Source organism: Maricurvus nonylphenolicus (assembly GCF_042854845.1).
Lineage (GTDB): Bacteria > Pseudomonadota > Gammaproteobacteria > Pseudomonadales > Cellvibrionaceae > Maricurvus > Maricurvus nonylphenolicus.
Genome location: NZ_AP031498.1, coordinates 2,290,971 through 2,306,636, shown reverse-complemented (window position 1 = coordinate 2,306,636; position 15,666 = coordinate 2,290,971). Strand labels below are relative to the sequence as shown.

The window sequence follows — 15,666 nt, the reverse complement described above, 5'->3', positions numbered from 1 at the left end:
TCCTCTTATCTATTTTAGGCTTTCAACAGATTACCCATAACCCGATAAGAAGGAGTCCTGTCCTATGCCAACGAACCGACTTTTTGCGCGAAAGTATGTCGATAGGAGTACGGATACACAGATGGTCCGCTATCCGGACGGCAAAACAACAAGACTAAGGGATTTCTGCCGATTTCGTTGATTTAGTCCTTAACAAGCCAAAATTGGCGGTGATACTATCCTTAGAGTTAGATTATTTTCTTCGGCATATTAATAACTTATGGATCTTATCGGCTTTCTTTACGGGTTTGGTTTATTACACGGCATTCTATTGGCTGTCGTCCTGCTGCTTTCCCAGAGTGGCCACCGACTGGCCAATGGTTTTATGGCAGGGCTGGTTCTGGCCATGGGACTCCACCTGTTGCATTACTGGCTGATTCGCACCGGTTACTTTATCGACCATCCCTCCCTGGCGAGGCTAATTCCTCCCTTACACCTGACCTGGGGGCCCTTACTGTATTTATATGCCTACAGCCTGACCAACCGCTCCGTCAGCTGGTTACAGGCCCTGCACTTTTTGCCAGCGGTGTTCTTTTTTACCAGTTCAATCCAGTTTATGTTTATTCCTGAAGAGCATCAGAGGGAGCTGTTGAGCTATTTATGGACTGAAAGGACAGCCCCCCTGTCCTCAGAAGTCGCCAGTTTTGTACCAGGCTTCTGGCGAATTTGGATAGATCTGGATATCCCGGGTAACCTCTTCGCCATTCAGTTCGTCATCTACAACATTCTGGTGTTACGTCAGATCAGGCTGCATAACATAAGAATGAAGCAGCACTTCTCATCACTGGAGAAAATGAACCTCAGGTGGCTCTCCAAACTAACGCTGTTGTGCCTGGGCTTCCTGGTGATTTATGTGCTGTTTAACCGTACCCAAATGGGTGGCGTTCACTTTGATGCCAATGCGCTGATTCCCAGCATTCCCTGGATCTTTTTGGTCTTTGTGGTTTATGCCATCGGTCTGTCAGCCTTGTTTCAGCCCTCACTGATCCACGGAGTGACTGCCGCCTCACATTCCAGCCGCGACAATATTCCGCAAGTTACTGAAGAGAAGCCATCCGCAACGGAAAATCAGACTCAGACAACAGACACTCAGCAAGAGCAACTAGAAGTCGCGCCTGAGTCAAAATACAAACGCTCTCGTATCAGCCTTAAGGATGCCGAGGCCTTTAAGATGCGGATCATGCAGCATATGCAGGACGAAGAACTGTATCTGGACAGCGAACTGACCCTACCGATACTGGCCGAAAAAACCGGGCTTTCAACCCATCAGGTATCCCAGGTCATCAATAGCCAAATGGGACAAAACTTCTTTAGTTTTGTAAACAACTACCGTATTCAGCGAGCCAAAGAGCTATTAACCGATACAGAAGCGCCATCAATGCCTGTCATTGATCTGGCTATGGAGGTAGGTTTTAAATCGAAATCGTCTTTCTACGAAGCTTTTAAAAAGACCACAGGGATGACGCCTTTGCAATACAAAAAATCACTGGATCAGTCTTCAGAAGGCTCATCGTAAGTATTTAAATAATCTTGCGCTATTTTTTGCAGTACGCCTTTGTCTTTCAGGTCTTGCAAGCGCCGATTTGTGAAGGCTTTTAACTGCAGCGCTTTTTCCTTGCCCAAGCTGGCTTCAGAAAAGGCTAAATGACGTCCGGAACGACCAATACTATAAGCCAGGCTGATTTCTTCATTAGTCTTTAGCTTACTCAGCTCATATTGAAAAATGGGTTCCGCCAGCATGATAATATCGACCCGCTCAGCTAGCAGCGCCTTTAAGATATACCTGGGACGCTGAAAGGTCACCAAAGACAACTCCCGATTCACCACTCTGGAGATTGCCGCATCTATAAACTTTGCCTCTTTGATAACGCCCAGACTATATTCAACGACATCCTCTGGCTTTTCTAAAGAAATTTGCCGACGTTTTAAAGCGTAAAAATTTAACGGATAGGAAAACAACGCCTGATCCCCAAGGATAATACCTTCAGGCACTTGAATATTGACGATGGGGTTATCGAGGACAGGCAATGTAAATATTGATATATCGCCCCTCAAGCCGCTGTGAATCAATCGCCGCCGCGGCAATTCCTCATATTGGATATTCACACCTAAAGGCTTAAAGACTTCTTCGACCAACATCACCAAACTGCTGCGCTCAATCGCTTGATGATCGAAATAATTAGCAGGCATACCTGCACGAACCCCAAATACCAGGGGTTCATCAAGTTGAGTTATTTCCTCATAGTTTTCAGCAAACGCTGTACTGAGCATAAAGCAACAGTACAGCGATAGGAGGTAACGCATACATTCATGCCTATCTTAGTCCCCTCCTTAGCTTAGCAAAGCGGTAGTGCTTTATCCCTCAGATCCCTGTTCTTGTGCATAATCAACAAAAATCGGCGATGACCAAGCCCTGTGCTCCGAAGGTGCCAGGCAGTCATCGGCATAGTCAGTACGCTCATTGATATAACAAGGGTTTACCTTAATGCACTGACCATTCTCGTCGTATTCACAGCGTAAATTACCGCCATTGATCGTCGGTGTTGGCTCCTGAATAGCACGCACGTAATACAAGCTATCTCGTGATGCTTCAGCAAAATCCGCATCTTCAAACTCTACCGCACAGCCCTGGCCCTGATCATCACATTCAAACACCTTCCAGGTATCCTCGATCAGATCACCCAGTTTTTCATCGGGAGTAATTTGCGGAGTGATCTTAACCACTTCGATACGCTCGATTTTGTGACGCTCATCGCCCGGGTTATAACACTCGCCGTAGCAGAGGTTTTCCAGACGCTCAGAGGTCAAACCTGTAACCGCGTAGTCTGGGCATCCGGGCTTCTGTTTAAAGGAGCCGACAGCACGTACACGGAAACGTGGCATTTCGGCCATTTCCAATTCAGAGCCCATGGGTTTATTGCCTTCATCATCGAGCAGATCAAACCACAGAAGAATACGTGGGCCGCTGGTGCCATATACCTCTTTGCGTTTCATGGCATCCCAGATAGCCTTGCGATCACGGCTGGGACTGTGAGTTGCAATTAATCCGCCGGTATAAACAAAGTTACGGGTACGTTCGGTAAAACGTGTATTAGCTTCGGTATTGTGGCCATCAATCGCGACTGGCTGGGTTAACGGCTCATTCGGCATGCCATTCATAATCCTGCTTAGCCACTCCGCTTTAGGACCTGAAATGTCTGCCGCATTGTGACGACCAATTTCCTTAAAACCTGTACCGGCACGACCGGTGTGGTTATCACTGGCTGCCATGATAGCAAACTTAAAGCGCTCGCTTTCACCGGGTCCCGCTTTAAAGTTACGTACGGCCAGGGCCGCCTGAACAGTGGTGTCCGGACGTAGATTGGCCACGGCCTGGAAGCAATCGGTACATTCACCTGCATCCAGCCACTCTTCCAGCTCTGAGCGGCCAACAACGGCGAAATTTAAGTGCCCCGCTTCGATGGCATACTGGCGGGTTATAACCGCACGATCATTACATTCCTGCGCAGATTCACCCTCCTTAAGACATCGCGCTTCAATAATCTCTCCGGCGCGCCAGCACATAGGTTTGTAGTTATCAGTAGGTTCAGGGCAATAAGGGTTACCCTCCTCATCTTCCGCATAGGCCAGGAATTTGCGGTATTCTTCCGAGTTACCATGACCGGAGTAAACCTCGATCATGCTCTGCATTTCGGGATCATGGTTACCCGAGGTCAACTGGTTCATCCATGAGGCCCCCTGAGGGTTATGGTGCCCCACCGCATTTCCGTGCGGGATGACCATAGTAGGGAAATCCCATTGTTTTAACTTGGCAAACAGCTCAGCTGGCGTTTCAGTGTATTCAATACAATCGTTAGGTAGATCACGAACATCTACGCCTTGCGGACAAAGCTCTGTCTTACCATCTTGAATAAAACGCTCAAAATCATAATAGATCTGGCGGTTTTTAGGGTCCAAAGCGGGTAATAGGAACTTTTTTGCCCCACTTTCGGCGTTTTGAATAGTTGTTAAGGCTGTACCCATTGCCGCTATCGGACGGGTAGGAACCTTATCCTCCTCGGTATCAAGCAGCACCACATTCTTGTGGCCATAGTGGTTTTCCGGGGTTAATCCCATCTGGGTCCATTCCCAACCAAGGTAAGCCACAACGTCCGGATTCTCCGGATCCCCTGCCACAGCATTACACTGACGGATGGTGTCCTTGGTTTCCATCCAGCGATCTGGGGTAATACTCTCGGCATGATCGTTAATAGACCAGAAATCGAGGGAAGAACAATAGCGGGCAAAGTCACAGGCATCCGCTGGAGGATGCACACCTTCACCTTGCATAAGCGGTAAAGCAGACAGGTAGGCATCCAGTGAAAGCGACGTATGCACATGCAAGTCACCAAACAGGATCTGCTTATCCCCTTCTGCCCCTACTGCCGAAATGGCTTCCGCTTGGGCTACTGCTCGCTCAGCCACAGCCTCATGTTTACTGGCAGGTGGTGCGGTAATCTCCCCCGCTTGCCATGGCTGGCCATACCAATTTTGCTGAATGCCCAGCACATAGGTGGCGACCCCAGCCAGGGATACTGCGCCTACCAAACCTAACTTCCGCAATAAGGGCATAAATGAAACTCCTGTTATAGCTTTTTTATTGAACGCTTTATCTTCATCACACCGAATCTAACGAATTTGCGCCCTCTGATGCGTCCGCTGGCACCGGATTCCGAATCCGGACACTGAAAATACTGACATACTTAAGGATATTGCGTCCGTACACATCGGTGTGGACGCATTTTTGTGCTCCGTTTTGCAAACTGGTGAAAATAAAACCAGAAGCAGTAACTGAAGATGAGCCTATTGAAATTAAACGCCAAGAAAGTCCTTGCCATAACCATCGCCCTGCCCGCCACCTATTTAGGGCTCGCCTACTTTGGCGCATTCGGTAAACTGGAAACTGCTGGTACAGTGACAGATATTCCCCGCCCAGAAGCCTATACAAAATCCCTACAAACCAAACAACAAGCAGCCTCAACAGCCGTAAACCAATCTGTCGATACCCAAATCCTGTTTGGTGACCTGCACGCTCACACCACCTATTCCATCGATGCCTTCCAATACAGCTTAAGCTTGATGGGCGGTGATGGCGCTAGCCCGCCTGCTGATGCCTGTGATTTTGCCCGTTATTGCTCCGCCCTGGACTTCTGGTCCATCAACGACCACGCCGAGCACACAACCCCGGAACACTGGCAAGACACCAAAGACAGTATCCGCCAGTGTAATGCCGTATCAGGTGACCCCGATGATCCGGATATGGTGGCTTACCTGGGTTTTGAATGGACACATGCCGGAACCAATCCCAACAATCACTACGGTCACAAAAACGTGATCTTTAAAGATACCGCCGAAGACCAGGTACCCACCCGCCCCATCTACGCCCAGGCCCCAGGTATCGTCAACCGTTCAGCCTCACCCGCAGATCGCATCGGCTTGCCGCTATTGAACTTTAAAGACCGCCAACGCGCATTCGACTTTAACAAACTGACCGATACCGTTTACTCCTATCCGGAATGCCCTGAAGGTGTTGATGTACGTGAACTGCCAAAAGACTGCCGAGAAGGAGCCAGAACCCCCAAAGACCTGTTTTCCAAACTCGACCAATGGGGCTTCGATACGATGGTTATCCCTCACGGCAACAGCTGGGGTGTCTATACCCCGCCAGGCACCACGTGGGATAAACAACTCAAAGATGGACAACAACGCAGCGATTACCAATTCTTGATGGAAATTTTCTCCGGTCACGGTAACTCGGAAGAATATCGGGATTGGCGGGCAATCAATATTGGCGTCAGTGGCGAGATCAGTTGCCCCACACCCAGCGAAACCTACACACCATCGTGCTGGCGGGCCGGGGAAATTATTGAATCCCGCTGCCTAAACGATGGCGGCACCGCTACCGAGTGTGAGGTCCGGGCCAACTTGGCTCGCCAAATTTATGCCGAAAACGGCGTCGCCGGCCATTATGTGATTAGTGGTTTGGCCTTTGAAGATTGGCAAGAGTCCGGTCAATGTACCGATTGTTATCTACCCGCCTTTAACCTGCGCCCAGGTGGCAGTGCTCAATACGCGCTGTCAGTCACCAATTTTGATGACCCGGATAATCCACAGCGTTTCAATTTCGGTTTTATGGCTTCCAGCGACAACCACACTGGCCGCCCTGGTACCGGTTACAAAGAATATGACCGCTACGCCAACACCGAGACTTCCGGTGTACAGGAAGAATTCGCGCGTAAAGTCGCCTACCCCAACAGCAAATACTCAAACCAGCCCCGCGAAGGTGACTTTATGTCGCTGCCTCCGGTGAAGAAATTCGAACATGAACGCAGCAGTTCCTATTTCTATACCGGTGGGTTGATTGCCGTCCACTCTCCAGGCCGCGATAGAGATAGCATCTGGAATGCCATGCAAAAGAAACAAGTCTACGGTACCAGTGGCGAGCGTATCCTGCTTTGGTTTGACCTGCTAAACGGCAAAGATGGTAAGCAGCCCATGGGTTCTGAAGTAGACATGACTGAAGCACCCCGCTTCCGTGTTTCCGCTGTAGGCGCTTTCAAACAAAAACCAGGCTGCCCTGATTATGTTCTCGATGGTTTAACCACCGAGCGTATGGAAAGCCTGTGCCGAGGAGAATGTTACAACCCGGGAGATGAGCGCCGCTTAATTACCCGCATCGAAATTATTCGTGTGCGACCACAAATGATTAAAGACGAACCGATGTTTTTGCCCGATGGAACGTCACGTATTGAAGATATTTGGAAGACCTTTGACTGTGCCCCAAATCAAAATGGTTGTACCGTAGAATTCACCGATGAAGAGTTTGAAACCCTGGAGCGGGATGTAACCTATTACGCTCGTGCGATTCAGGAGCCAAGGCCCACGATCAACGCTGCCAACCTGCGCACCAGTTACGATGAAAGTGGAAAGCCCATCGAAGTTAAACCCTGTTACAGTGATAAACGTACGGATCCAAGCGATGAGTGCCATGCGATGAAAGAAGGTAGAGCCTGGTCGTCACCGATCTTTGTAAACTACCAACCCAGGTAAAACTCACTACGTAGCCATCCCCGCGAAAGCGGGGATCCAGATTTATGGCACGTGGTTACGATTTACGAAATAACTGTTTTATTCTACTTTGTGCGATTTGAGATCTACGAACTTCGCATCACTGGATCCCCGCTTTCGCGGGGAAGGCGTGCTATTTTCAGCAGTTTCCTGTAAAACTATTTCCGATAGAACAGTGGTGGCTTTCCTGTCCACTTTTTAAAGGCTCTGCGGAAGTTGCTAACGTCACTAAACCCTACCAGGTAAGCAATATCTTCCAATCGCAAATTGGTCGTCGATAAGTATTCCTTGGCCATTTTCTCTTTTACGCTATCAAGAATTTCCCGGTAGGAACTCCCCTCTTTTTTAAGTGCACGCCTCAAAGTACTTTCACTCATATTCAACTGCTTGGCAACTTCCTCAATGGCTGGAAACGGGTTGGTTGCCTGCACCAGAATATTACGCACCGTATCGACTATTTCATGCCCATCCTTATTTTCCTGAATAAACTCTTCACAAAGTTTTAAGGCATATTGTGCTGCAACCGGGTTATGAGCTGGAAATGGGCGCTTCATCACCGCCTCATCCCAGATTAACTGATTATGCTCGCAGCCAAAGATAACCGGGCATTGAAAATGTTTTTCGTAAAGATCTATATAGGAAGGCGCGTCATACGCCAACTGTACTTCACGTGGCAAGAGGGTTTCATCAGCATAGGTTTTTACAAACTGTACAATACCGCCAAGGTCTTCTTCGATCAGAAAGGGTAACTGCTCGCCTACCGGATACAAAGATTCTGATTGAAGAGAAAAACTACCGTCAGAAAACACCAGGTCATTTTTAGTCAGGCGTGTTGCCGCGGCGCTGTAACGCATCCCCACCCGCAGGGATTCTTCCATCGATTGGCAACTGGCAACCGCATAACCGAACAGTCCCCAGTCATTGATAGTCATCTGTCCCGCCACCCGTAAACCAATTCCAGGCTCCGAGCTTGCTTGCAAGGCGTTGTCAATTAACACCATCGCCTGCTGAAACGACATCAGGGTATCTTTTTGCGACAGTTCTTCCAGGCTAATGCCGGAGTTTTCCACCATCACTTGCGGCGCAATACCGAACTCCTGCAGTACTTTTTGCACGACATGGAACATATAGGTTGGGATACATCGGGTATCTATAGCCATAACGGTGAAAAACCAGCAGCGTTTTAACAAGTCTTTATAAGCATAATGACTTTGACCGAAAATGACCAGTTCTGCCCGATTTGAAGCTATCGACGGACTAGCCCCGGGAGTATCGTAACCTCAACAACCAGATAATTGAGTGAGTGTTATGAGCAAACAGTTTGTCAGCATTGGAGCCACCATCCTAGATGTCGTGGGCTACCCCATTACTCGAATTCCCGAGGGAGAAGGAACTGATCTCGTTGAGAAGATTCATCTTTGTCCTGCCGGCACAGCAGCCGCTCCCGCCGTTATTGCTGCCAAGCAAGGAGTAGAAACCACGTTGATTACCGCTGTAGGTAATGACGATATTGGTAATATTCTGGTTAACAAACTCAAGCAAGCGAATGTCGACACCGACTCGATTCAACAGCGTGACGACATGCCTACCGCCACCACGATGCTGGCCATTAATCCGGAAAACGGCGGTCGTCCCAATTGGCATATGCCCGGCGCATTCCTGATGTTGGAGTTGAACGATGAAATGAAAGACGCCCTGGTCAATGCCAAGCATATCCACTGGGGCGGCGTAGGCATGCTATTTAATCTAGACGGTGAGATTGGTGCAAACCTGTTAAAAGAAGCCAAGCAAAACGGCGCAACCATTACCGCCGACCTGATTGCACCCGGCCCACAAACCCTGGATTCCTTTAAAGTGCTTGCCCCCTACCTCGATTACTTTATGCCTTCTATTGATGAAGCGTTGGAGATCTCCGGTAAATCTACCGTTGAAGAAGCAGCAGAATTCTTCATGGAACTAGGCGCTAACGCCTGTGTGATTAAGTGTGGTGGTGACGGTTCTTACATTGCAAGCCGCGATGGTATCAAAGAAATGCTGCCGGTCATTAACGACGTTAATGTGGTTGATACCAGCGGCTGTGGTGACTCCTTCTGTGGCGGCTTTAACGTTGCCCTTGCTAACGGTTTTGATCCTGTCAAAGCCTGTCGCTTTGCCACTGCCACTGCGGCACAGGTCGCGTCAGGCGTTGGTTCTGATGCGGGTGTTAAAGATTTTGAAACCACCCTGCGCATTATGGAATCCGGCACCATGAAAGTTCTGGATGCGGAGCAAAGCTGATGGCTATTTATCAAAACGATCAGGCCAGCCGCCAGCAGGTAGTAGAAGCGATTCAAAGTCTGGTAGATCAAGGGCTGACGACTGGATCTTCAGGTAATGTTTCGGTGTTAACCAACAAGGGGATGCTGATTACCCCTACCGGTATTCTGCCCAAGGATTTAGAACCTGAGCATATCGTACATATGTCTTTGGATGGTGAGACTGATACGGATCAGCTTACCCCTTCCAGCGAATGGCGTATGCACGCCGATGTGTATAAAAACAAACCTGGATTGGAAGCAGTGGTTCACTGCCATTCCAACTACGCGACCATTTTGGCCTGCGCCCATAAATCCATCCCAGCACAACACTATATGATCGCCGCCACCGGCAGCTATGAAATCCCCTTGGCCCCGTATGCCACTTTTGGTTCACAGGAATTGTCGGATGCCAATTTAAGCGCCCTGCAAACCTCTATGGCCTGCTTGTTAGCTAACCACGGCCAACTGGCAACCGGTTTTAATCTTGAAGGTGCACTTAAGCTGGCAGCACTGGTTGAAGAACTTGCCCATTGGCATTGGGGCGCACTGGCTATAGGCGGTCCCAAATTACTTTCCAAAGAACAAATGGATGATGTGCTTGTAGCGTTTGCCAGCTACGGCCAACAGGAAAAACGCAAAGATCTGACCGACGGTAACCGTTTAGACAAATAGTCGCCGAGAGATTCACAGAATTTGAGAACAAAGAGAGAACTATTATGATTTATACATTGGATAATGATCTGACTTTACGTGCTCGCGCCCAATCCGCATTCCCTACCGGCGTTTACGGCCACCAAAATTCAGCCTCACTGTCACCAGCGCACCCACAGTTTTTTAGCCGCGCCAAAGGTTGTCGCCTGTGGGATACCGATGGCAATGAGTATATCGATTTTATGTGCGGTTACGGCACCAACCTGCTGGGTTACTGCCACGAAAAAGTCGACGAAGCCGCGCGTATCCAGCAAGCGATTGCCGATGCTACTACCGGACCATCACCATTGATGGTTGAGCTGGCGGAAAAGTTTAATGCCACCTCTGCCCACGCCGACTGGACCCTGTTTGCTAAAAACGGCACCGATGCAACCACCATTTGTGTCATGGCTGCCCGTGCGCAAACCAAACGCAATACGATTCTGGTTGCCGATGGCGCTTACCATGGTGCAACTATCTGGTGTACCCCTGGACAAGCCGGTATTACTGAAAGTGATCGCGCCAACCAGATCACCTATAACTTTAACGATGTTGAGAGTCTGAAAGCCGCCGTAGAACAAGCGGGTGATGACTTGGCTGCAATTATAGTTTCACCGTTTAAACACGATGTATTTGTTGATCAAGAGTGGCCGACTAACGAGTTCGCCACCACTATGCGTAAGCTCTGTGACGACAAAGGCGCCGCACTAATTTTGGATGATGTACGTTGTGCTTTCCGCTTCAGTACTGGCAGCACCTGGGAAACACTTGGCGTATTACCCGATCTGTGTGCCATGAGTAAATCTGTCGCTAACGGTTACTCCTTATCGGTCGTTACGGGCAACGATCGTTTCCGTCAAGGCGCAGGCGAAATCTATAGCACCGGTTCTTTCTGGTTCTCCTCTGTATCTTTCGCGGCCTCTCTGGCTACCTTCGATGCTATTGAATCGGAAGGCGCTATCGCCAAAATGGAAACTGCCGGCACCCTGTTGCGCAATGGTTTGGATTCTTTGGCAGAAAGCTACGGTTTCAAACTCAATCAAACCGGTCCTGTACAAATGCCACTGGTATTGTTTGAAGACGATCCGATGTGGGAGAAGAATAACTACTTCTGCGCTGAAGCAGCCAAGCGCGGTGTTTACTATCACCCTTGGCACAACATGTTTGTTTGTGCCGCCCACGAAGAAAGTGATATCGCTGAGGCTCTGGAAAGAACTGAAGGTGCATTTAAAGCCTTAAAGCAACAATTCGGCGAGGGTTAACTCACTCCCTACATTTCCACCACTTACGGCCGGAGCTCAGTTTGAGTCCCGGCCCGGATCCTTATTATGTCTAAACATTCCCAATGGACCGTCTTACTGACCTTTGGGTTGATCGTCGGCATTAATCAAATGCTGGTGTTAAACTTCGCCCCTCTGGTCACTACCCTGCAAGCTCACTTCCATATCAGCGAATTCTGGGCAGGGCTACCGACACTGCTAAATCCCCTGACTTATCTCATTTTCGGTTTTCATGCTGGCATAGCACTGGATCATCACGGCTATAAGAAAGTTGTTTCTTATGCTGCAGTAGCCATGACCGCAGCAGCACTTTTCCGAAGTATAGATTTAGGTTACTGGGGTCTACTAAGCTCCCAAACTGTTATTGCGGTATCCGGTGTTTACATTACTTCGGCAATCGCCAAAGTGGTCTCCGACTGGTTTCCCGTTGAAAAAACCGGCATGGCCACCGGCGTCGTTATGGCAGGCATGCTACTGGGTATTGCTGTGGGCATGGGCGCTACCGCGTTGCTGGTTACAGAAAACGGTTTATACCCAACCATGATGCATTATGCGTTTGTATCACTTATTACTACTGCGCTATTTATTGCATTGTGTAAGGAAAATCGCAGTCAATTGGTTGCCAGTAATGAAAGTGGAATCAGTGAAATCAAATCCCTGTTTCGCGATAACAATCTGGTTATTGTTATGTGGTTATCGTTTTTGATTATCGGTGCCACTAACGGGTTTAATGCCTGGTTTGAAAAGATTATGAATACCAATGGTCTAAACCCGGAACAAGCCAGTTATGTGATTGCCTGTGCCCTGTTGTTTTCGATTATTGGTGCAGCGATTATTCCAGCCCTATCGGATCGAGTTGGACGCCGACGTCCTTTCCTTATTCTATCTTCGCTATGTGGTTTGCTGTTTACCTATCCCCTGTTAACCAGCACGCAACTTAATCAGGCCTTGAGTATTGGTGCGGCAGCCGGCTTCTTCCAACTTCCCGCTTATATTCTGATTATTGCACTTTCCGCTGAATTTTCTGGTCCTGCCCGCGCCGGTTTGGCTAACAGTATGGTGATGTTGACCAGCAGCCTGGGCGGTCTAATTATCGCATTGGCGATGGAACGTGTTGGCGTTTGGTTCAGCTGGCCGCAATCGGCATTAGTGCTTATTGCCTGTTATGCAATTTCACTGGTCTTTATGCGCAAGCTGCAAGAACCCAATATTGAAATAGAGGAAGAGCCCAAAGAAAGTCATCAAATATCGTAAAAAGAGTGTCTTGGTTTATCGGCTAAGACGCATCAACGAGAAAACCCGGGCATACTGAACCGGCTCTCTCTCGAGACTGTTCTACAGTCAAACCGAGTCCTGTATTGGGTCGTTTCACCCTCCCCCGCCACTTCGGTGTGCGGGGGTCTTTGTTTCCCTCCGCCTGCATATTGAAAACACTACGCTAAACACCTTACTATTCACGCATGGTTTAATGTAGAAATTGGCGTCAATTATGAGTGAACAGGATAAAATGCTTGCCGGTGAGTGGTTCAATCCGCAGGACAAGGCATTGGTTGAACAGCGCCGCCAAGCCAAAGCCCTGTGTCGCGAGCTGAACAATACTCCGCCAGAGAACTTTAAAGCCTGTCAAAAAATCACTCGGCAATTATTTGCTGCAGTAGATGGCTGTTATATCGAGCCCAACTTTGCCTGTGACTACGGCAAGAATATTTATCTGGGCCAACGCTTCTATGCCAACCATAACTGCACTATTCTCGATGCCGCCAAAGTTACCATTGGCGATCATGTGCTCTTGGGCCCCAATGTACAAATCCTGACCAACAACCACCCTCTCGATGCCAATGAACGTACCGCAGGCTTGCAACAGGCCAAGCCTGTGACAATTGGGGATCAGGTCTGGATTGGTGGCGGTGCCATTATTTTACCCGGCGTCACCATTGGCGATGGTGCCGTGATTGCAGCAGGTAGTGTGGTTACTCAAGACGTACCCGCCTATCATCTGGTAGCCGGTAATCCCGCTCAGGTAAAACGCCAAATAGATAATCCCTCTAAGTCTTAATCCGACAACCGTTAAATCATTGTCTATCCTCTAATTAGGCTCCGCAGATTCAATATTAAGAATTTGTGACAGCGGCCGATAATCACAGGGCGCAATGTCGCGCCAGCTTTTCGTAAGACGAATTCCAGGATGCAACGGCGTATCCAGCGCACCACTTTTGTGCAAAAGGAAGTAGCTGAAGATACAGAGGAATATCATGAACGCCTTAAGAAACCTGTCTGTGAAGGCAAAACTTTTCTTTCTGATTACACTACCTGTTGTTGGCCTGGCCTATTTTAGTGGCGTAGGGTTAAAACAAGCGGCAGAAACAGCCAAAAGCGCTGAGACCATAGAAATTCTGGTGGAAATTGCAGCCGCCAACAGTGCTTTGGTGCATGAATTGCAAAAAGAACGAGGTGCAAGTGCAGGTTACCTGGGCTCAGCAGGCCGCAAATTTGGTGATGTATTAACCAAACAAAGGCGCAGTACCGATGATGCTATAAGCAAACGACAACAACTGCTAAGCCATTTTGATCGCCAGACATTGGCTCCCGCCATTGTCGATAGTCTTAATCAGGTAGATAACCGCTTAAACGAGTTGGGCAGTATTCGCCAAGGGGTTACCAGCTTAAAAATTGCCTCTTCAAAAGCCATTGGTTACTACACTCAGAACAATAAAATCCTGCTGGATATCGCCCCCAGAGCAGCGACGGTATCCAAAGATTCTCAAATCACCCAACAAATCCAAGCCTATTACAACTTTCTACAGGGTAAAGAACGAGCCGGTATTGAACGCGCGGTATTAAGTGCAGTCTTTTCCCTCGACAACTTTACACCCGACAGTTACAAGAAATTTATTCGCCTGGTCTCTGAACAAGATAGCTACCTCTCGGTATTTGAAACCTTTGCCCTGCCCGAGCAAGCCAATTTTTATCAAAATGCCATGCAGGATAGCGCCGTCAATGAGGTTAAACGCTTCCGCAATAAAGCCTTTGAATACGCTGAATTTGGTGATTTTGGTATTGAACCCACGACCTGGTTTAAAGCTGCTACAGGTCGTATTAATCAGCTAAAACGTGTCGAAGACAAACTCAGCGAGGATATCCTCAGCTTTAGTGTTGCCCAACGAGATCAAGCCAATAGTGATTTTGTGTTTTTGGTGTTTTTTAGTTTGGTGATTGTGGCACTTACCGTAGCCGCAAGCATATGGGTAATCTCCTTACTCACCCGCCAGGTCACTGCGTTATCCAATACAGTGATTTCTTCAGCACAGAACAAAGACCTGACCGTCAGAGTATCAACCCATAGCCAGGATGAACTGGGGCAAGCTGCGATCAATCTTAATTCTATGTTTGATCACTTCTCTAGCGCCCTGGATGAGATTGGCAAATCCAGCATCCAATTGGCCAGTGCCGCAGAAGAGACCTCAGCTACTGTTGAGGAAAACAGCCGCAGCCTTGAAAGTCAGAATGAACAAACTCAACAGGTGGTTGTCGCGGTTGAAGAAATGACTGCTACCACCCAGGAAGTTGCCCGCCATATCACCAGTGCGGCTGAAGCAGCTCAAAACACTCAGATAATCGCCGAGAAAAGCAGCCAAACGGTCAATAGCAATGTAGAACGCATTCACCGTCTGGCGGAAGAGGTACAGTCCGTAGGCACGATTATCGAAGAGCTTCACGCCAGCAGTAACAACATTGTCAACGTTATCGAGGTGATTAAATCCGTTGCAGAGCAAACGAACCTGCTAGCGTTGAACGCTGCCATTGAGGCGGCTCGAGCGGGAGAGCAAGGACGGGGCTTCGCAGTGGTTGCCGACGAAGTCAGAACCTTGGCACAACGCACGCAAAAATCCACCTCAGAAATTGAATCAATCATTTCCAATTTTAACAGCATGTCGGAAAAAGCCTTTGAAGCCATCAAAGCCGGTAGTGAAACTGCAGCCACGACGGCGTCACAAACCAGTGAATTGGTCGATGCGCTGGAAGAAATCGGCCATAGCGTCAATACCATTTCCGATATGGCCACCCAGGTTGCCGCGGCTGCTGAGGAGCAAGTGGCCACGACTAATGAAATTTCCACAAACCTGACCACGATCAGCGATATGACCCAGGCTACTGCCTCCGGCTCTGTGCAAATCAGTGCAGTAGCTCAGGAGCAAGCGCGGCTGGCCAGTGATTTACAAGGTATTTCTACTGCATTTACAACAAGCTAATTA

11 protein-coding genes are annotated in these 15,666 nt (G+C 48.7%); 8 read left to right on the top strand and 3 right to left on the bottom strand.

The features are described from left to right. Positions 1-259: 259 nt before the first annotated feature. Positions 260-1,555 carry a helix-turn-helix domain-containing protein gene (locus ACGHZ6_RS09885; RefSeq protein ID WP_390618681.1) on the top strand — a complete coding sequence of 432 codons (1,296 nt, stop codon included), beginning with the start codon at positions 260-262 and terminating at the stop codon, positions 1,553-1,555. Here ACGHZ6_RS09885 and ACGHZ6_RS09880 read toward each other — a convergent pair. Further along, positions 1,531-2,178 (bottom strand): hypothetical protein, encoded by a 648-nt coding sequence (locus ACGHZ6_RS09880; RefSeq protein WP_390618680.1) that lies wholly within the window; start codon positions 2,176-2,178, stop codon positions 1,531-1,533. The two genes, ACGHZ6_RS09885 and ACGHZ6_RS09880, sit on opposite strands and share 25 nt — an antisense overlap. A gap of 216 nt (positions 2,179-2,394) precedes the next feature. Further along, entirely contained in the window at positions 2,395-4,650 is a 2,256-nt protein-coding gene (locus ACGHZ6_RS09875; RefSeq protein ID WP_390618679.1) for a DUF3604 domain-containing protein, read from the bottom strand. 225 nt (positions 4,651-4,875) lie between these two features. Here ACGHZ6_RS09875 and ACGHZ6_RS09870 point away from each other — a divergent pair, with 225 nt between their 5' ends. Next, on the top strand, positions 4,876-7,128 hold the full coding sequence (locus tag ACGHZ6_RS09870) for a DUF3604 domain-containing protein (RefSeq protein ID WP_390618678.1): 2,253 nt from the start codon (positions 4,876-4,878) through the stop codon (positions 7,126-7,128). 176 nt (positions 7,129-7,304) lie between these two features. Here ACGHZ6_RS09870 and ACGHZ6_RS09865 read toward each other — a convergent pair whose 3' ends face one another. After that, positions 7,305-8,306: an AraC family transcriptional regulator gene (locus tag ACGHZ6_RS09865; protein ID WP_390618677.1), complete on the bottom strand. Its 1,002-nt coding sequence runs from the start codon at positions 8,304-8,306 to the stop codon at positions 7,305-7,307. A gap of 148 nt (positions 8,307-8,454) precedes the next feature. On the opposite strand from ACGHZ6_RS09865, the gene ACGHZ6_RS09860 reads away from it, so the two are divergent. From ACGHZ6_RS09860 to ACGHZ6_RS09835, 6 genes are all read left to right on the top strand, one after another. Next, the gene (locus tag ACGHZ6_RS09860) at positions 8,455-9,423 is read left to right on the top strand and encodes a carbohydrate kinase family protein (protein ID WP_390618676.1); all 969 of its coding nucleotides are present in this window, start codon (positions 8,455-8,457) and stop codon (positions 9,421-9,423) included. Continuing rightward, a complete protein-coding gene (locus tag ACGHZ6_RS09855) occupies positions 9,423-10,115 on the top strand; it encodes a class II aldolase/adducin family protein (protein ID WP_390618675.1) in 693 nt (230 codons plus the stop codon). Before ACGHZ6_RS09860 ends, ACGHZ6_RS09855 begins: the two co-directional genes overlap by 1 nt. Positions 10,116-10,159: 44 nt before the next feature. Beyond that, positions 10,160-11,395: an aminotransferase class III-fold pyridoxal phosphate-dependent enzyme gene (locus ACGHZ6_RS09850; protein ID WP_390618674.1), complete on the top strand. Its 1,236-nt coding sequence runs from the start codon at positions 10,160-10,162 to the stop codon at positions 11,393-11,395. A gap of 66 nt (positions 11,396-11,461) precedes the next feature. Continuing rightward, positions 11,462-12,667, top strand: coding sequence for a nitrate/nitrite transporter (locus ACGHZ6_RS09845; protein ID WP_390618673.1), 1,206 nt, complete (start codon positions 11,462-11,464; stop codon positions 12,665-12,667). A 235-nt stretch (positions 12,668-12,902) separates the two neighbouring features. Next, entirely contained in the window at positions 12,903-13,469 is a 567-nt protein-coding gene (locus ACGHZ6_RS09840; protein ID WP_390618672.1) for a sugar O-acetyltransferase, read from the top strand. Between the two features lie 196 nt (positions 13,470-13,665). Then, a complete protein-coding gene (locus ACGHZ6_RS09835) occupies positions 13,666-15,663 on the top strand; it encodes a methyl-accepting chemotaxis protein (RefSeq protein ID WP_390618671.1) in 1,998 nt (665 codons plus the stop codon). Positions 15,664-15,666: the final 3 nt, after the last annotated feature.